The organism is Methanoplanus endosymbiosus (assembly GCF_024662215.1).
GTDB lineage: Archaea > Halobacteriota > Methanomicrobia > Methanomicrobiales > Methanomicrobiaceae > Methanoplanus > Methanoplanus endosymbiosus.
In genome coordinates this window covers 898,278-916,082 of sequence record NZ_CP096115.1, presented here as the reverse complement: position 1 = coordinate 916,082, position 17,805 = coordinate 898,278, and the positions used below count along the sequence as shown (strand labels likewise).

Genomic DNA, 17,805 nt, shown 5'->3' with positions numbered 1-17,805 from the left:
ATAAATCCGGAATTACGACAAAGCTTATTTATATTTTTAAGATAAATAAAATCCTGCCTAAAGTTTGGTGTTGTGTGTTGCTGATTCAATTGGCAACCCTCCCAAAATTCTGTTTCTGCTCTTCTTCGTTTAAAATGATATCCCCGACCTCGATTAAGAATTCAGCCATCATCTTTTCCATAAATGGCAAGCTGTTAATTGTCTCCCGGTCAGTGTATAGGAACTTCGATAAGTATTTTGGCTGGTGAAGCATCATTTATAATGCCTCCTGGATTACTGAATTAGTAACCTGTTGGCGCTGGGGGATGGCTCCCGTCACTGTGGAAGGTTTGGTTGCCATCTCCTGAAATTCAAGTTTTTCCAAAATTAATCTGTTAGATTCGTCTATTTTCATAATCCATCTATCTCCTGCGTTTATTTTCACTGTTGTGCAAATCTCTTTTGGTATCCGCACAACAACAGAACCACCATTTTTATAACATTTAAGCACATTCACAAATCGTTCCATGATCATAAAATACGCAAGTAAACTATATAATCCTATCTAAAATGGGTGATATACTATATCATGGGTGATTTATACTGTAACAAAAACATCTTCTCTGTGTGGTATATAACAAAAAGCATATGATTTTATAATATATCATGTACATTTTACATATCCGGTGTGTGATATGGTTAAGGAAAAAAAACCTCTGAAAAAATTGCGTGCTGACGCTTTAGAGAACGAATTAAATTTTCTTGTAGAAAATGGTCAGAATACTGTTTATGATTTGCAAAAAAATGACCCATATAACAGAACTTACACAGCACATCACAATTACATAAAAATTCTTTTAAAAGATAATTTGGTTGAACACAAAAGAACTGAAATTGGTGAAAACGGGAAGGAAAAATATTATTATGGTCCTACATTCCTTGGAGTTCTAACATATTTTAATCGTGCTTTAGATAAATCTCTCTCAGTAAAAGCCGGCAATATATTCAGCCCAATTGATTCTGACTTTTATCTTAAGATAATGGCTATCTGGTCGGAATTGTCACCAGAGGTTTTTGAAAACTTCGCTCTTCTGCTAAACAATGACAAACAACTTCAAAGTATGGTCGATGCTTTATCGCCTGATGATTGGGATAAATTATCAGGCTTATTTAAAAAAGCCGGCGTGTCACAGAACAAAGAAAAATGGGCGGCGAATATCTGGCATGGTTACTGTTTCCTGGCTCTGAAAATAGCTATTGAGCGGTTAATTCAGAGGATTGATGTGAGGAACAAACGTCTTGCTATTGTCGGTGAATTATCAGACATTAGAATGGTAAATAATTTCAATCCCTGCTTAATTGATGAATTCTTTGGCGTGATTTTTGAATCTAAAAGTATGATGGATTGTGCAGCTGTGCCTGGTGTTGACTGCATGGGAGAGATTTATAAAATTGTCCTTGAAACCCCTGTCTGGGAAAAAATGTTTTCAGAATGGTTAATTAAAAAATCAGAAGAATATAAGGCTTTTTTCGTTTGGATGTCGGATATTGATAAAAAATATGATATAAATGTCAGTGTGGATTTTAAGACATCCCAACCCGTGAAATCATCTGAATCATAAGTTCCTGTAACTTTGCCGGGTCTTCCTTCTGCATCCGGTGAAGTTCATCAGTTATTTTTGCCTGTTGTTGTGCAGCTTCCTGTGTCAATGGTTTAGCGCACATATGACAAAATTTGCTTGCTGGGGAATTCATGGCAAAACAGAATTTACACTGTTTCGGGAGGTGTGATTTTTTTTCGTCTTCTTCCGGAAGTTCCATTCCGGATTTTCTGTAAATCTCTTTGTCGATATCATCACTACTAAGTTTCACATAAACCTGAAACATATCAGTGTTTAAATTTCCCCACATCATCTGTTTTATCACAGACTCTTGGTAATTTTCTCTAACAAGCTGTGTTATTCTGCTCTTCCTGAACAAATGAGGATGAACCCTCTTTCTTATACCCGCTCTTTTTCCTGCTCTGGTAATTATCTGAGATGCTGCTCTGTATTCAAGTGGTTTGCCTCCGGAAGTGATAAAAACATAATTTTCCCCAGTTGCATCAAAGCCAAAATAATTATTTCTCCATGCTGCCAGATATTCAGTTCCCATAATTACCCGGCCATGTCTATATGCTTCCTTCTCATTCTTGGAATTCAGTATTTTAAGGCTGATAGTTCCGTTCTCTTCAAAATGAACATCTTTCCATTTTAGGAAACACAATTCCTTTATCCTTGCGCCTGTTTCATACAAAATGAAAATAATTGCCTTATCCCTGTGTGACTTGCATACACTGACAATCTTTGATATTTCATCAAATGTTAAGAGTTCTTCCGGCTGCGTTGTGTTATAATCCATGCCCGGCGCTTTAATTTCCTGCATGTTCTGAAGGGTTATTTCAGTAAGATTACGCCCTATAAGCCATCTGTAAAAAGTCTTAAGAATCTTGATATAATCATTTTTTGTATTTTTAGAGAATGGATTTCCATCTTCTTTAGTATAAGATTCCATGTTGTTTTTTGCTATATGAAGATCGTCAATATCTGCATCAAGGAAAGATACCTGGAAGAACTTTCTCCATGATATGAGAGTTTGAACAAGTTTTACCCTTCTTAACCGGGAAACCGATTTGGAATTTATGAATTTTTTAATGATAATGTAATCTTCCTGAAGAAGCTTGCCTGATTCTAAAGCCTTGTTTAGTAATTCTTCATGATAATTTGGCTTTTCTTGATGGTGGAAGGTTTGGTTTGCCATAATCATTAATCTACTTCAGGGGATATGAACATTTTGAGCAAGTCCCCCCAGCGGCTCTCCTGTTTTTGTTCCGGTCTTCATTGTTATAGTTCTCTGTTCGCTACGTTACAGTTTATCTGTGGAATAAAGATAAACCTGATCAAAATCTGAAAATATAATTTATTACAATGAATGAGTGTAAATATTTCTGCTTCAGAATGTGAAAACAACTTCAACCGTAAAACTACCGGACAGATAATATTCATTGAGAGTTATAACTGATGACAGTTAATATATAAATTAAAATCTTAATCTACAATATCTGGCTGTCTGGTTCGGTGGATAAGATAAGTTCTGAATTTAACAGGGTACAGTGACGGAGATTCATAAGGATATTTTGCAGTAATAAACGGAGGTTGATAAATGGCAATGAAAGATAATAAGAAACTTACTATCATGGTTTCATCTACTGTTTATGGTATTGAAGAACTTCTTGACCGTATTTATACATTGTTGACCAGTTTTGGTTATGAAGTCTGGATGTCACATAAAGGAACTCTCCCTGTATTTTCGAGCCACTCGGCCTTTGATAACTGTATAGCCGGAGTAACAAAATGTGATCTCTTCCTCGGCCTTATTACTCCGCATTATGGTTCCGGAAAAGAAGGCGATGAAATATCTATTACACATCAGGAACTAAAAAAAGCCATAGAGCTGAATAAACCACGATGGCTGCTTGCTCATGATTATGTGGTTTTTTCAAGATCACTGCTTCATAATCTTGGTTATGATGGCAAAAATGGCAGGAATAAGCTCTCTTTAAAGAAAAATATTATTTTAGATGATCTCCGTGTCATTGATATGTATGAAGATGCTATTCTGTCCCAAAACGCCCTTTCTGACCGGCAGGGCAACTGGGTTCAGAAGTTCACCTCTGATAATGATGCCGCACTTTTTGCTACAGCTCAGTTTTTTCGTTATCAGGAAGTTGAAGCGTTTGTAAATGAGAATTTTAATGATCCGGATGAGGTTTCCGGGATTATTCACAATGGTGGTGGAAGTTCATGATTCAGGATAATATCAGAGATTACCTCATGCTTGGAGAAGGGCAAAATATCGAATTTAAAAAGGATTGCCAGGACATCAACGCTATTGGTAAAACTGTCTGCGGTTTTCTGAATACTTCCGGTGGTTATATTGTATGCGGTGTTGATGAGACAGGAAATATTGTTGGTGTTGATGATTCAGATTCCGGAGCAGGAAATATTGTACAGGTACTTCAGGAAAAAATATCTCCTAAGGCACTAATTTCAGTTGATACGGTCGATATTGAAGGGAAAAAAGTGATCTCAATTGAAGTTCCGGCGGGAAAGGATCTCCCCTATTCATTCCGGGATATATTTTATCTCCGGAAAAATAATTCCACAGATAAAGCTGATATTGACATTATCAGGGATATGATCCTCAGAAAACAGATTGAGCCTGAAAGATGGGAACGCCGTTTTTCAACAGCAGATCCGGGTGATGATCTGGACCTGACAGAGGTCCATAATGCTGTAATGGATGCAGGTTCCGGTTTTAATTTTCGTTCTGTTAATGATCTGAACATGATTCTTGAGGATTTTTCTGTTTGCAGATATGGGCGGCTGACAAACGGGGGAGATGTCCTCTTTGGGAAAAATCCTGCAATGAGATTTCCACAGATTCGTGTCCGTGCTGCATGTTATTCCACAGATAAAGGTGGAGATAAATATAATGATATGAAATCTTTTGAAGGGCCTCTTTTGCCTGTTTTAGATGATCTATATCGCTTTATTCAAAGGAATACGCAGACAATTTCACATTTCAGTTCCGGAAATCTGAAACGCCGGGATGAGTCTTTATATCCTCCTTTTGCTATCCGTGAAGGACTTGTGAATGCTTTTGTTCACCGGGATTACAGCAGTTTTTCAGGAGGGATTTTTGTCAACGTTTATCCAGACCGTCTTGAAATTACAAACTCCGGCACTTTTCCTGAAGGTGTCACTCCGGAAAAACTCTCAACCGGCCATATCTCAGTTCTGAGAAATCCTGATATTGCCCATGTTCTGTATATCCGTGGATTTATGGAAAAGTTAGGACGTGGCAGTGTAATGATTAGAGAGTCATGCACAGAATCGGGCCTTCCTCTTCCGAAATGGTCAGAAGACGGCCATAATGTTACACTGACTTTCTTTACCCCCTATGTCACCCCCTATGTCACCCCCTATGTCACCCCCCAAGTCACTCCTGAAGTGATGAGAATGATAAATGCCTTAAATGGTGAGATGTCAAGAAATGAACTTCAGGACAAGCTCAGTTTAAAAGACTCTAAAAATTTCCGGAAGGCATACATCCTCCCTGCTCTGAATGAGGGGTTAATTGAGATGACAATACCTGATAGGCCAAAGAGCAGACTACAGAAATACCGGCTGACTGAAAGAGGCAGGGAACTGAAGAGCAGCATGGAAATATGAGGAATATTGAGTGTGTTAATGCCGGTTTATTAGTAGTTTGACTCTCTTCAGTTTTTTCAGGTTCTTTTATTCACTGCTTTAAGGTAAAGTTCAATAGCCTCACGGATATTCCGGATGGCCTCTTTTTTTGTGTTTCCCTGTGAATGGCATCCCTTCAGGGCAGGACAGTGAACAGAATATGTGCCGTCCTCTTCTTCTTCCGGAACAATTTCAGGTTTCATTTTGATTCTTGTAAAAGGTCACCAAAAGTGATCCTGTGTGGTCATTGGTTTTTGATCCATACTGATTCATTTCTACGATCTTGTCTTTATTTCTGTATAAAGGACTTTGAAAGAAGAAAATTTGTACATCTACGATACATTAATTAAAGAGGGGCAGTAAAGAATAGTGCCTTAATCCGTCTAAAAACATTAAATAGTTGTAGGTAAAGTATTATACTTGTGATACAATCATTCATCAACAGAGAGAGGGAACTTGATTTTTTAAACGGGAAATATGCAGAAGATTCATCCCAGGTCATCGTCATCTATGGTAAAAGGAGGATTGGAAAGACTGAGCTTATAAAAAAGTTCATTGAAGACAAAGAAGGCGTATACATTCTCTGTACCAATGACAGCATTGCAGAGAACATAAAGGAGATGAAGGAGAAATTTGCTCTTTTAACCGGAAAAGATTACTTCCGGAATTTAGACCCCTCAAACTTTTATGATCTCTTCAGATATCTCAGAGATGAAATGGGAAACAGAAAGGCAATAATAGCAGTTGATGAATTTCCATACCTGATAGAGTTAAACCGTGGGATTGTATCAGTATTCCAGAAGCTCTGCGATGAAATTCTTGCAGGCAGTAACATATCCCTGATAATATGCGGTTCTTCAATGGGAATGATGGAGACTGAAGTTCTGGGCTACAAAAGTCCCCTTTATGGCAGGCGTACAGGCGAGTGGAAAGTATCTCCAATGCAGTTTAAGCATATGAAACATTTTTTCAGTGCCCATGATAAGGCAGACCTGTTCAGGTTCCGTGCCATATGTGGCGGAGTTCCTTTTTATCTCCGGAAACTGGACAATTCCTTAACCGTTGAAGAAAACATCAGGGAAAAAATACTGAAGAAGGGTGAGGTTCTTTATAATGAACCCCTGTTTTTACTAAGGGAGGAGTTTAGGGAACCAAAGGTCTATACCCTGATTCTTAAATATCTCTCACTGGGCTATAATAAGCAGGGCGAAATATCTTCAGTCACCGGAATAGAGAAGGGAAATCTCTCAAAATATCTTTCAGTGCTTCAGAATCTTCATTTCATTGAGCATATATTGCCACTTGGAAAAAGAAAGGGCGGAATCTATGAAATCAACGACCAGTATTTCAGGTTCTGGTTCAGATTTGTTTATCCAAATCTTTCTGACCTTGAAATCGGACTTGTGGATGAGGTTTACTCCCGGATTTCTTTTCAGATTAATTCATATTATGGAAAAGAATTTGAAAACTTTGTAATAGAGCAGATCAAAACAAAGGAGATCCTCATGCCTTTTTACTTTTCGGATGTTAACCGCTGGTGGTATAAAGAAGAGGAAATAGACATCGTTGTGGTCAGTCAGGAGACAAAAGAGGTCTTATTTGGTGAATGTAAGTGGAAAACACTTGATAAAAAAGATGCCGTTAAAGTGATAAAAGACCTTGAAAGAAAGTCAGAATATGTGAAATGGAACAATGAAACCAGAAAGGAGCATTTTGCACTCTTTGCGAAAAAAGTCCACGATAAAGAGTCTTTGCGTAAGGATGGCTACTTAGTCTTTGACCTTGATGATATGTAATCACTAAATATTCCGGGTTAAAACATCTGTACCACTTATCCGGCAGGGACATAATAGATAAACTGCAAAAACAAAAACCTCTTTTCTCTTTAGAAATAAAATAAATAATAATGGGCAGATGCCGGTACAACGGTCTTTCCTTCATGTATAAAACAGAGTATATCGAAGGAAGAGATGAAATAGGGATTGAATTCAGAGGTGAAAACAAAGTACTGGTATTCTCTCCGCCAAAATTTAACGAAGAGGAGATACGCATACTGCTTATGGCTTTAACGCCCATGATAAAATCAAATCTCCTCACAATTAATTCTCTTAAAAGTCTGCAAAGGGGATTTACCAGATTAAGCCGTGTATTTGGCAAAAATCCGGTGCCGGGGATGAGTTTATCTGATTCATGGCATAAAGTGCCGGTCAGTGCAGAGGATGCAGAACTCATAATTGCGGGTGAGAAGATTAAAAACCCGGCCTTCGTTAAGAGCGAGCAGAAGGGCTTATTCTCATTTGGAAACGTGGCAGAACCGGAAAAGGGAGATAAAGAGAATAACTCCCAAAGATCTCATAATGATAGTTCTGATCCAAATCCTGCCGAAATGAGACTGAACGAAATATTTGAGAGATACACACTAAAGACCATAGATGAAAGGCTTAACGATGCAAAAGAAGAGAAGAGAAAGGAAAATGCTAAAATGATGCCGGATAATTATGATGGAGCAGACAGCTCTCTCTTTAGCAGCGGAACAATCCATATAGCAGACGCTGAGATCCAGGTCACTGTCAGATGCGGGACCGGGCACAAAAATATTGGAATAGAGATTAAAAAAGGACCGGAAATTCTCATTACTGCACCGGCCGGAGTGATAGAGGAGGATATAACCGGTTTTTTGAAAGCAAACAAAGACTGGATCAGTGAAAAATTTATCCTTTTAAAATATGCCGGAATTGAGAGCAGAACAGATGGCTGCATTGAGTATGATGGTGTCACCTACAGTTATACAGTCAGATACAGCAGGAAGGTTAAAGGATTTGAGTTCAAAACACTAAAAGGCGGCATAATCGAAGTTACCTCCCCAAGGTATACAAAAACCGATGATATTGAGGCTGCGGTTCTGGACCATATCTCCAATATTCATGAACACCTTAGAGGCTCAGGGAAAAATCCGGATGAGGACATTGATTTCCGGAAACTTCACGAAGGACTTTTCAAAGTTTCCGGCAGGGAAATACCTTACATAGTTAAATATAACAGCCGGCTGAGAAGCGCCGGCGTTGAGATAAAAGAAGGTCCAAAACTTGTTGTCAACGTCCCTTCGGGTGTGGGCAGGGATTTCATCAGCGGTACACTGGAGATGAACGCTGAGTGGATCTATGACAACTACCAGCTTGTGGAGAAGGCCGGAGTAAATGGCCGGAGTGAGCACACCCTGACATATAACGGTGAGATATACAGTTATACAGTCAGGTACCTAAAGAGGTCAAAAAACATAAGAATCAATATAAAAGAGGGCGGAATAATTGAAGTTTCAGCCCCCCTTCATGCAGATGTGCAGGAAGTTGAGAGAATTGTAAGTGAGAGTGCTCCTGAAATCCACGAAAAAATCGGGAGACTGAAGGCATTTACAGCCGGAAATCTGGGTAATATTCCGGAACCAAAGGTGGAAATGCCATCTTATGAGCCTGGAACCTGTGAAGGGACTTTCAGAGTTTCCGGCAGAGACATTCCCTTCACAGTAGAGTATGGCAGCCGTTTCAGGAAGGTAAGAATTAAGATTAGAAACGGGCCAAAGCTCATTGTCACCGCCCCCTTTGGTGCAGAAGAAAAAGAGATATATTCCGTTTTAAAATACAACCGGCAGTGGATTGCAGAAAATTACCCCCTTGTTGAGAAGGCCGGAGTTGACAGCAGAACTGACCACACCATAACATACAATGGCGAAACCTACAGTTACACAGTAAAATACTCAAAGAGAGCCAAAAAATTCAGCATAAAAATACTTGAGGATGATACAGTCGAGGTGATAGTGCCCTTCAGTGCAGCACCGGAAGATGTTGAAAAGATGGTGACGGACAATGCTGCCTTCATTCACAAAACAATCAGTAATGAAGAGAGAAAGACTGCAAAGAGAATCGGGTTCTATAACGGAGCACCGTTCTATATTAAAGGGAAGAAAGTAAAGATCCGGGCGGTAAAATCACATAAGATGAGAAAACCGGAACTGAAAAAAGGTTATCTGACTGTCACCATCCCAAAGGATGCCATTGATGAGAATTACTGCATAGAACAGGAAGTTACAGAATATATGCAGGATTTAACGAGACAGGAGGTGAGAAAATACCTGCCAAAATATTCAAAAATCTTTGGAATATCAGTTCCGGATATAGAGATCTGCTACTCCAAAAGTTTCTGGGGACAGTGCAAACCGGGAATTAATCTCGTTAAATTCAATGAAAGGCTTGCTATGGTCTCAGGTCATCTGACTGAATATATCGTTGCCCATGAACTCTGCCACTACCACCATCCAAACCATAGTAAGCGCTTTTACAGTACTTTAAGGGAAGCAATGCCTGAATCGGATATGAGAAAAGAAGAGATGAAAAATTACAGAATTGAGCTGTTAAAAGAGCACTGAAAATCAGGAAAACAGGGGTATTTTCAGATGCCTGGCCTAAATCCGGGGTGAGATATACATCTCAGCACTTTCCTCATCTGCCACAAAAGAGCAGATCACTCCGTTTTTTATCCAGCCATTGTAATAAAAGCCCTCGTCCATGAAAAAGACTGAACCGTCCGGGTACTGCTGAAGAAAACCTGTCTCTGTATCATTGGATGAAATTATGTAACTGCCGGAAATTTTCTGAGAAAGCGACCAGAAATAATCGGAATCGTCTTTTTCAAACCCATCTGCGGAAACCATAGTACAATACCGGTCCTGATAATCTCCGGAAATATCAGTTAATTGTGGTAAAGAATATTTCAGATCGTCAGCACCTTCTCTCATATGAACATCATAAGAGGCACTATCCTTATCAATCCAGTTCCGGATAAATTCCCCGCCGGAGATCTCTATCTTTCCGAAACATCCTTCTCCGTCATAACCAATTGCATATACCACGTTTTCATCAGCAGCATACACAGCACCGACAAAATCATGTTCAGTTGTGGCATTGTCAGTTGTTACACTGATAACTGCCATAAAATACCGGCCCATCCATCTTTGCAACAAGTGAACTACCTCCGGGCTAAAGACCAAGGGGATTTACGCTAAATTTTTAAATCCTGAGATTCAACTTCTGTCCGGGTAACAATCCATCTCCCGGTGAGATCCGGATATGTAACAGCAGTTGCTTCCTTTCCGTCCTTTACTATGAAAAATACACAGTGACTGAAACGGCCTGACTGTGCCTGTTAATTATGACCGTTATTTGGATTTCCGGGAGTCAAAAATCCCTGTCATAACACTCATTCGCTACATTAATTTGCAGTCCGGCTCATAATTAAACAGAATGGCACTAAAGACCCTGGTAATTATCCCGGCAGGGGAGGAAAAGATCTGGGACTGGGATACAAACCTCGACAAAAACCGGCACGTCAGGGCAAAAGATGCATATACCGGCAGACTTGCCGAAAGATGCCGGGAATACTGTGAAAACTTCTATGAGGAAGACTATGTCATACTCTCGCCACGCTTTGGATTTCTCCTCCCGCACGAAGAGATTCCGGACTACAGTGTAAAAACCTTTGCAGAATCCGGCCTTGAATATGACACAATAGAGATAAACGCAGAATCAGACGGACTCTTAAACTACGAAAGAGTCGTGTTTCTCGGAAGCAGAAAGCTCCATTCCGAATACATAGCAGTCGTATCAGAACTCTTCTCGGACAAATGGGTGGAATACCCGCTTCTGGATGCAGAGAATACCGAAGCCATGCTCGGCCGGCTCATAGATGCCATAACAAGGGACTCCCCCTTACGGTTTAACCGGATAAAACTGGAATACATAGATATCAAAGGCCTCTTCTCAACATTCAACCATAAAATTCCGCTTGAGAACGGCGAACACATCTCCATAGTCACAGCACCAAACGGGTACGGAAAGACGACAATCCTCAGGCTCCTTCGGGCCGTATTTGTCGGAAACATAAAAGAGATGAGGGATATTCCATTCAAATCAGCGGAGATTGGCTTTTACACAGAAGAAGAGAATTCAACAGAGCGAAGAACCCTGACAATAGAGAAAAGTCAGGAGAGGCCAAAGGGGAGAAAACTCCCCTCCGGAGAATTGTGGTCCTTACATTTCAGCACAGAATATAACAAAAAAAGACTTGAATACACCGTAAATCCGGACAACTACAGCAAAGATGAGACCTCATGGGAACTCTCCCGGATAATACCGCCGATTCCTGTAAAATTCATATCAGCCCAGAGACTCTGGCAGAACATGGAATTAGGGGACAGAAGCGAGGACGATCTCTTAACCAGCCACATTCCCGGAGCAAAGAGAACATATGAACTGACAATACTCAACCATTCGGATGACATAAAAAAACGCATTCAGGCGATGCTAAACGATTACGCCGCCAGCACACAGCAGCTCGATGCCACATACCCCACAAGGTACCTGAAACTCTGTTATAAACTGGCAGAAGGATTCCCGCCACCGGCAGAGGGTATCATTCAGAGCTTATCAAAGATCCGGGCGGAGCAGAAGAAGCTGAAAAAACTCGGATTTCTTTCTCACGAACCGGCAAAAGGAGAGATATTTGAGATAGATGAAGATGAGATAAAGGACGAGACCGGAATTCTGGCCGCACTGACACTGTACATCGAAGACACTGAGAAGAAGTACCTCATATTCAGCGACCTTGAAAAGAAGATCGACCTGCTGATAAAAATAATAAACGCCCTATTCCTAAACCTCTCGTTTGAAATCAGGGCAGACAAGGGCTTTTACTTCATGTTCGGCGACAGTGAGCAGATAAAGCCTGAGAAGCTCTCTTCCGGAGAGCAGAACCAGCTTGTGATGTACTATGACCTGATATTTTTCACAGACCCCGGTACACTCGTCTTAATTGACGAACCGGAGATCTCACTTCACATCGTCTGGCAGAGGCAGTACCTCGATTACATAAAAAAGATCACAGACATCACAGGTTCCGAGTTCATCATTGCAACCCATTCTCCCCAGCTTATTCATACCAACTGGGACTATACAGTCGATCTCTCAGAGGGGCAAATAGTGAATGATTAAAGGCAGAAGACGGCCTGGCAGATACGGAGACAGTTACAGGCTTGAGGATATATGGGCAGACCCTGAAGAGATTGGCGGGACCATCATGAAGATGGAGAAGAATTATCCCGGCCTTAAATCCAGGGTTTTCATCCTCACCGAAGGGCCGGGCGACTATGAGTTCTATTCCCGGTTCTTTAACGGAGAAATATCTGAGATCAGGTTTGCAAATTCAAAGGATAATGTCATTAAAATCCTTGATGATCTCTCTGCCACACTTAAGGAAGGGACAGGCAGTTCAGTTATAGGAATTGTTGACCGGGATTTTTCATTCTTCATCCCTGACGGAACAGAGGGTAGGGAGAATCTCTTTATGACAGATACGCATGACATCGAGACGATGATTATATCTGATGAACTCATCGGAAAAGTCCTTGAATATTATAAGAAGCGTTCAGCCGGCGGTGAATTTCAGAGAAGTATGATAGACAGCCTCAGAAAGGAGAGCATTCTGTCATCCCTTGTCCGTTGCTCGGTGCTCATAGGGCTTTCGCTTTATGTCAACCAGAAATACAGTCTTAATATGACATTCAAGCATATCAACTGCAAGAAGAAGAACCTCTTTATGGAGTTTACAGACCCTGTCACACTCATATGTGATGAGGATAAGCTTCTGGCTCTCATCTCCGGCAGGAACGTGGAAAAGTCTGAGGTTTTCAGGGAGGCACTCAGTGAGGAGAAGGATAAAAATCCGGATTACTTTAATCATCCGATGCAGCTGTGCCGTGGCCATGACCTTATGTGTGCCCTGCTTGCTGACATAAACGTAAATTATCCGCAGATGGACGGCAAAAAGGTTCTGTTAAGAGACTTAGAGAGGCTTTTTAGAAATCTCTATGACAGGAATGATTTTTTCAGTACTGAACTGTTTCGGTCTCTGGAGCAGTGGGCAAAAAATAATCTTCCGGAAATATCTGATTCACTGCTCAGGTGTGGTGATTCAAAGACAAAAATCCACTGGCAGTGACAATCCGGGGTTTATGTCCGGGTTTTATCTGTATTCGTCCGGAACTGTCAGTTGTCAGGGCCGGCAGTTCTCCATGAACCCTTTGGAACTCTAATCTCAAAGCGTGCACCCTCACCACAGATACCATTTTCCCGGATAGTAATTCCGGTTGTAGCCAGAATCTCTTTTGAGAAAAACAGGCCAAGGCCGGTATTTTTTCCATAACTCTTCTCAAATATCTTCTCTTTCTCTGCTGTCGGGATGCCGTTTCCATTATCTGAATATATTATAAGGCAATCATCCCCTGATTCTTCTGTGGAGAATCTGATGGTAGTAATGTCTCCCCCATGCCGTTGTGAATTTTCTATCAGATTGTAAAAGACTCTGAAGAGTAAAGTATCTGCCAGGATTTCAGTATTGGTGGAGATATCATTTCTGATAACTGCGTTTTCAGGAGAGAGTTCTTTCACTGCTCTGTCTGCTGATATATGGCAGTTCTGCCATAGAGGTTCATTGATGCCAATCTCCCCGTAATATTTTGTTTTCTCGACAATGGAATATATTCTCCGTAATGAAGCGTCAAGTTTTTCAATATATTCTCCATTTGAGATGTCGTTTTCACCCAATTTCATAATTTCAAGGTAACCCATCATGGCCGTCACCTGGTTATAAAGGTCGTGGCGTGTTATTCCTGAAATGAGTTTTAGCTGATTATGTGCACGTGAAAGCGTTTCCTGAGCAGTTATGCGCTCAGATAAGTCACGGATGACTGCCACACACTCAGGACTGCTTTCATATTCATAATAATTTGTGCTCACCTCAACCGGAATTTTTCTCCCGTCTTTTGTAAACTGGGTTGCCGGAAATATTGCCCTGTTATCTCTGAGGATTATGTTATTAATCTGATTGCACTCTTCGGTGGTGTGGGGATGTGAGATCTCCTCAATTGTCATATTTAACAGTTCATCACGGCTGTAGCCAAGTGTTTTGATTGCACGCCTGTTTACCTCAGTAATCCTTCCCGGGTGGTGATCAGGAGCCATCTGATGGATAATTATCTCGTCATTTGCATTATCAAATATGCTCCGGTATCTGTTTTCACTCTTTTTCAGTGCCTCTTCTGCAAGTTTGCTTTTGGTGATGTCTGAAAATGTGCACATCATCGCAACCGGAATCCCTTCTGAATTGTTAATCATATTTATGCTGAAATCGAGAACAACCGGAGTTTTGTTCTTTTTCCGGCCCATGACCTCGCCCGACCATCTCCCATGCTCCTTTAATTCATTAAATATCTCCTGACCTTCTTCAGTATTGAACGGGAAATTCTGATAATGCAGGCCGATTACTTCGCTCAGATCATCATAACCCATGATGGATATAAATGCAGGGTTGGCATAAGTCATAATACCTGAAAGGTCAGCTATTCCTATGCCGTCCATTGATGATTCAACTGCATAATTCTTAAGTCTCAGTGCCTCTTTTGCATTTTTATGTTCTGTTATATCCTGGATAATTCCCAAAATTCTTGTGGGGCTGTTATTATGACCTTCAATTTTTTTTGCAACTGAATGGATATATCTTGGAGCTGAGCCGTCTGCCGGGTGTATATAAAATTCAGTGTCATATTTTTTTCCTTCTGAGATTAGATCAAAGAGTGCCTTATGGTTTTTTCCCCATTCCGGAATGCAGGACTCAATCTCTTCGGTGGGCAGTTCCTCCCCTCTGTCCGAAATTCCAAAAATGCGGAGTGCCTCATCGGATGCCCAGATTTTACCTGAGTTTATATTATATTCCCAGCACCCGGTATGGCCTATCTCCTGTGCCATAAGAAGTCTCTCTTCACTCAGCCGGATAATGCCTTCACTTTCAGCAAGTGTGGCATACTGCGCTTTAAGCTCTTCTTCGGCAGCTTTTATCTGTTCGTATGAGGCGTTAAGCTCTTCATTATTATTTTTCAGTTCTGTTTCTGCTTCTTTTTTGTATGATATGTCAACAACGGAGGCTACACTCATGCCTGTGCCGGGAATTATAGCAACATTGTTTATGCAGTCCTTTATCTTACCATAACGGTCTAAAAATCTGAATTCATATGTCTTTTTTTCTGTATCCGGATTTTTGCGCCTTGAAATGTGATAAATCTTCATTATTTCGAGATCTTCAGGAGCAACAAACTCAGTCCAGCTCTTCTTACCTTCAATTTCACTGAGCAAATATCCTGACAGTTCAGAAAAGACTGCACTTGCTTTCTCAATTATGTTATCTTCTCTTATTATTATCGTTCCGGCACCGGTATTTTCAAAAATTGTTCTGTAAAGAGTTTCAGATTCCCTAAGGGCGGTCTCCATTCTTTTCCGTTCGGTTATGTCTGTCAGAATTACCACGGTTGAAGGCAGGCCGTTAAAGATCATAGGGGCAGTGCGGACAATAACATGATGAAGTGAGCCGGATTTATCTGCAAGTTCTATCTCATAGTCATCTGTATTTTCGCCGGAATTTCTCATATCCATCTTTTTACGGATGGATTTGTGGTATCCGGGGTCTATGAATTTAATAATATATGATCCAATAAGTTCCTCAGATGAATATCCGGATACCTCCAGTGTCATCTGGTTTGCATAAACAATTATCCCTTCCCTGTAAACCATTACGATATCAGGCATTGCCGAGAGAATATCTCTGGACTGCTCTTCACTTCTGCAGAGTGCCTCTTCTGCCCGTCTTCCGGATACTGCTGTTTTTATTTTATGGGATAGTTCAGCAAACTGTGCTCTTGGTTCGCCGCCTTTCTGGATATAGAAGTCTGCTCCGGAATTTATGGCCTGAATAACCACTTCTTCCCGGCCTTTTCCTGTGAAGAGGATAAACGGGAGGTTTCCATAATTGTTACGGACTTCTGCAAGAAACTCTATGCCATCCATTCCCGGCATCTGGTAGTCAGAAACAATTACGTCAAATTTCTCTTTTTCAAGCATATGAAGGGCTTCATCTGCACCTGTTGCTGTTGTGACTGTAAAATCCCCTGTTCTCTCAAGAAAGATTTTTCCTAACTCAAGAAGGGCAGGTTCATCGTCGGTATAAAGAACTGATATCATTGTATGCCCCTGAAGGTATTCCATTTCAGTCTGATCGACTGTCAGAAAGGGTATTGGCAGGAATACTGAATAATTCATTTTGTTTTTATTCAATTATAAAGCTACTACTTCAGGTGATCCGGTATTTGATTATCTGTTATAAAATAGGGTCTGTCAGATCTTTGATCTGTTTTTTATCTGTGGTAATTATAATTATTTTTTTAAGCCTTTTATGTGGCTGTGATATTTTCTGGTCTGATCTCTGCTGCCGGATTTTTTTAAAAATATTATTCGGGCCTTAATTCTCCGAACCAGGATACATCAGGCGGGTTTCTTGGCGGGATCTGCCTTACCCTGAATTTTCCGTAGCCAAATATCATGACGCATCCGGATTTGTAGCCTATCGGAATTCTGAGTTGTTTTCTCAGGTGTTCGTTCTCATTGCTCAAAACCTGCAACAGTCCGCACCAGCTTGTGCCTATTCCATGTGAATATGTTGCAAGCTCAAACCAGGATAGTGCAATTACTGAATCGACATCATAATACGGGCTTTCTTCCGGAACTGAAGCTATTACAATATGTGGTGCAGACCGGCAGATCAGGTCCTCTCCATTGAGCCAGGCATCCTTTACTTTATCAATAATGTGGATATATCTGCTCTTTGGGTCTTTTTTAATCTCCTCTTCCATCGCTATGACGGCCCGGCGGACAACAAGACTGATCGCTTTTTTTCCTGTAATTATTATCCATTTTATCGGCTGTTCATTTCCGGCAGAGGGGGCATATCTGGCCGTGTCAAGTATCCTCTGGATCGTCTCAGGGTCAACATGCTTTGATCTGAAATTCCGGAATGGTCTTCGGTTGAGCAGGAACCGGTGGAGCTGTTCAACTGTTATATCCGGAGCATTGAGGTCGGTGAATTCTGAATATTCCCCGCCGGAATCACATATTATGGCGGCTTTCGGGCAGAATGCTTCACATTGTCCACAGGATGTGCAGGTCTCTGTCAGTTCCTCCGGGATGTATGGCAGTGTTTTTTTATCTACAATAATACAGTTTACAGGGCATACGTGGCCGCAGATTCCGCAGTTATTACATCTTTCAGGATCTACTATTATTGACATTTTTCCCTCCGTTTAGAGTCATTAGTATCTCCGGAAGTATTTAAAACTATTCTGAATTAACAGACAGATCTGACTGCAATGATCTTCTGCTGATTAAGGGGCAGCAATATGAAGAGTAATACAGGCTTTGACACAATATCTGTTCAGTATAGGAGAAGAGAGTTCTGAGCTTTTTATTATCTGATTATTACAGATCTCTGCGTCAGATACTGTTTCGGTACAGTCCTGATAATATGGTTATATGGGCCGGGAGTTATTGTGGATTATCTGCTATTGCCCGGTTCCATTCATCCAAAATCCCGGAAATGCCGC

At 40.8% G+C, this 17,805-nt stretch carries 14 protein-coding genes; 7 read left to right on the top strand and 7 right to left on the bottom strand.

Going from position 1 to position 17,805, the window contains the following annotated elements; genetic code table 11:
- Positions 1–85 precede the first annotated feature (85 nt).
- Both L6E24_RS03825 and L6E24_RS03820 read right to left on the bottom strand, forming a co-directional pair.
- The gene (locus L6E24_RS03825; RefSeq protein ID WP_257743399.1) at positions 86–256 is read right to left on the bottom strand and encodes a hypothetical protein; all 171 of its coding nucleotides are present in this window, start codon (positions 254–256) and stop codon (positions 86–88) included.
- A complete protein-coding gene (locus tag L6E24_RS03820) occupies positions 257–394 on the bottom strand; it encodes a hypothetical protein (protein WP_257743398.1) in 138 nt (45 codons plus the stop codon). It lies immediately after the preceding gene.
- Between the two features lie 280 nt (positions 395–674).
- Here L6E24_RS03820 and L6E24_RS03815 point away from each other — a divergent pair, with 280 nt between their 5' ends.
- A complete protein-coding gene (locus L6E24_RS03815) occupies positions 675–1,601 on the top strand; it encodes a hypothetical protein (RefSeq protein ID WP_257743397.1) in 927 nt (308 codons plus the stop codon).
- Here the strand turns inward: L6E24_RS03815 and L6E24_RS03810 are convergent.
- Entirely contained in the window at positions 1,564–2,778 is a 1,215-nt protein-coding gene (locus tag L6E24_RS03810; RefSeq protein WP_257743396.1) for a tyrosine-type recombinase/integrase, read from the bottom strand. The two genes, L6E24_RS03815 and L6E24_RS03810, sit on opposite strands and share 38 nt — an antisense overlap.
- Before the next feature lie 402 nt (positions 2,779–3,180).
- Between L6E24_RS03810 and L6E24_RS03805 the strand changes: the two genes are divergently transcribed.
- Both L6E24_RS03805 and L6E24_RS03800 read left to right on the top strand, forming a co-directional pair.
- Complete coding sequence (locus L6E24_RS03805) at positions 3,181–3,825, top strand: DUF4062 domain-containing protein (protein ID WP_257743395.1); 645 nt, start codon at positions 3,181–3,183, stop codon at positions 3,823–3,825.
- On the top strand, positions 3,822–5,252 hold the full coding sequence (locus L6E24_RS03800; RefSeq protein ID WP_257743394.1) for a Fic family protein: 1,431 nt from the start codon (positions 3,822–3,824) through the stop codon (positions 5,250–5,252). The genes L6E24_RS03805 and L6E24_RS03800 overlap by 4 nt, the downstream gene beginning before the upstream one ends.
- 56 nt (positions 5,253–5,308) lie before the next feature.
- Here L6E24_RS03800 and L6E24_RS03795 read toward each other — a convergent pair whose 3' ends face one another.
- A complete protein-coding gene (locus tag L6E24_RS03795; RefSeq protein ID WP_257743393.1) occupies positions 5,309–5,473 on the bottom strand; it encodes a type II toxin-antitoxin system HicB family antitoxin in 165 nt (54 codons plus the stop codon).
- A gap of 219 nt (positions 5,474–5,692) precedes the next feature.
- Here L6E24_RS03795 and L6E24_RS03790 point away from each other — a divergent pair, with 219 nt between their 5' ends.
- Positions 5,693–7,066, top strand: coding sequence for an ATP-binding protein (locus tag L6E24_RS03790; protein ID WP_257743392.1), 1,374 nt, complete (start codon positions 5,693–5,695; stop codon positions 7,064–7,066).
- A 143-nt stretch (positions 7,067–7,209) separates the two neighbouring features.
- Positions 7,210–9,693 carry a YgjP-like metallopeptidase domain-containing protein gene (locus tag L6E24_RS03785; protein WP_257743391.1) on the top strand — a complete coding sequence of 828 codons (2,484 nt, stop codon included), beginning with the start codon at positions 7,210–7,212 and terminating at the stop codon, positions 9,691–9,693.
- Positions 9,694–9,729: 36 nt separating this feature from the next.
- On the opposite strand, the gene L6E24_RS03780 is transcribed toward L6E24_RS03785, so the two are convergent.
- On the bottom strand, positions 9,730–10,257 hold the full coding sequence (locus L6E24_RS03780) for a hypothetical protein (RefSeq protein WP_257743390.1): 528 nt from the start codon (positions 10,255–10,257) through the stop codon (positions 9,730–9,732).
- Positions 10,258–10,567: 310 nt separating this feature from the next.
- Between L6E24_RS03780 and L6E24_RS03775 the strand changes: the two genes are divergently transcribed.
- Positions 10,568–12,313 (top strand): AAA family ATPase, encoded by a 1,746-nt coding sequence (locus tag L6E24_RS03775; protein WP_257743389.1) that lies wholly within the window; start codon positions 10,568–10,570, stop codon positions 12,311–12,313.
- The gene (locus L6E24_RS03770; protein WP_257743388.1) at positions 12,306–13,319 is read left to right on the top strand and encodes a DUF4435 domain-containing protein; all 1,014 of its coding nucleotides are present in this window, start codon (positions 12,306–12,308) and stop codon (positions 13,317–13,319) included. The genes L6E24_RS03775 and L6E24_RS03770 overlap by 8 nt, the downstream gene beginning before the upstream one ends.
- A gap of 47 nt (positions 13,320–13,366) precedes the next feature.
- On the opposite strand, the gene L6E24_RS03765 is transcribed toward L6E24_RS03770, so the two are convergent.
- Together L6E24_RS03765 and L6E24_RS03760 are read right to left on the bottom strand one after the other, a co-directional pair.
- Positions 13,367–16,483 carry a PAS domain S-box protein gene (locus L6E24_RS03765; RefSeq protein WP_257743387.1) on the bottom strand — a complete coding sequence of 1,039 codons (3,117 nt, stop codon included), beginning with the start codon at positions 16,481–16,483 and terminating at the stop codon, positions 13,367–13,369.
- Positions 16,484–16,656: 173 nt separating this feature from the next.
- The gene (locus L6E24_RS03760) at positions 16,657–17,493 is read right to left on the bottom strand and encodes a nitroreductase family protein (RefSeq protein WP_257743386.1); all 837 of its coding nucleotides are present in this window, start codon (positions 17,491–17,493) and stop codon (positions 16,657–16,659) included.
- Positions 17,494–17,805: the final 312 nt, after the last annotated feature.

Bases quoted from the DNA above. Each gene is read 5' to 3' on its own strand.
- L6E24_RS03780 (WP_257743390.1), bottom strand. From the start codon at position 10,257: ATGGCAGTTATCAGTGTAACAACTGACAATGCCACAACTGAACATGAT.
- L6E24_RS03785 (WP_257743391.1), top strand. From the start codon at position 7,210: ATGTATAAAACAGAGTATATCGAAGGAAGAGATGAAATAGGGATTGAA.
- L6E24_RS03820 (WP_257743398.1), bottom strand. From the start codon at position 394: ATGAAAATAGACGAATCTAACAGATTAATTTTGGAAAAACTTGAATTT.
- L6E24_RS03770 (WP_257743388.1), top strand. From the start codon at position 12,306: ATGATTAAAGGCAGAAGACGGCCTGGCAGATACGGAGACAGTTACAGG.
- L6E24_RS03775 (WP_257743389.1), top strand. From the start codon at position 10,568: ATGGCACTAAAGACCCTGGTAATTATCCCGGCAGGGGAGGAAAAGATC.
- L6E24_RS03825 (WP_257743399.1), bottom strand. From the start codon at position 256: ATGATGCTTCACCAGCCAAAATACTTATCGAAGTTCCTATACACTGAC.
- L6E24_RS03805 (WP_257743395.1), top strand. From the start codon at position 3,181: ATGGCAATGAAAGATAATAAGAAACTTACTATCATGGTTTCATCTACT.
- L6E24_RS03810 (WP_257743396.1), bottom strand. From the start codon at position 2,778: ATGGCAAACCAAACCTTCCACCATCAAGAAAAGCCAAATTATCATGAA.
- L6E24_RS03815 (WP_257743397.1), top strand. From the start codon at position 675: ATGGTTAAGGAAAAAAAACCTCTGAAAAAATTGCGTGCTGACGCTTTA.
- L6E24_RS03800 (WP_257743394.1), top strand. From the start codon at position 3,822: ATGATTCAGGATAATATCAGAGATTACCTCATGCTTGGAGAAGGGCAA.
- L6E24_RS03760 (WP_257743386.1), bottom strand. From the start codon at position 17,493: ATGTCAATAATAGTAGATCCTGAAAGATGTAATAACTGCGGAATCTGC.
- L6E24_RS03795 (WP_257743393.1), bottom strand. From the start codon at position 5,473: ATGAAACCTGAAATTGTTCCGGAAGAAGAAGAGGACGGCACATATTCT.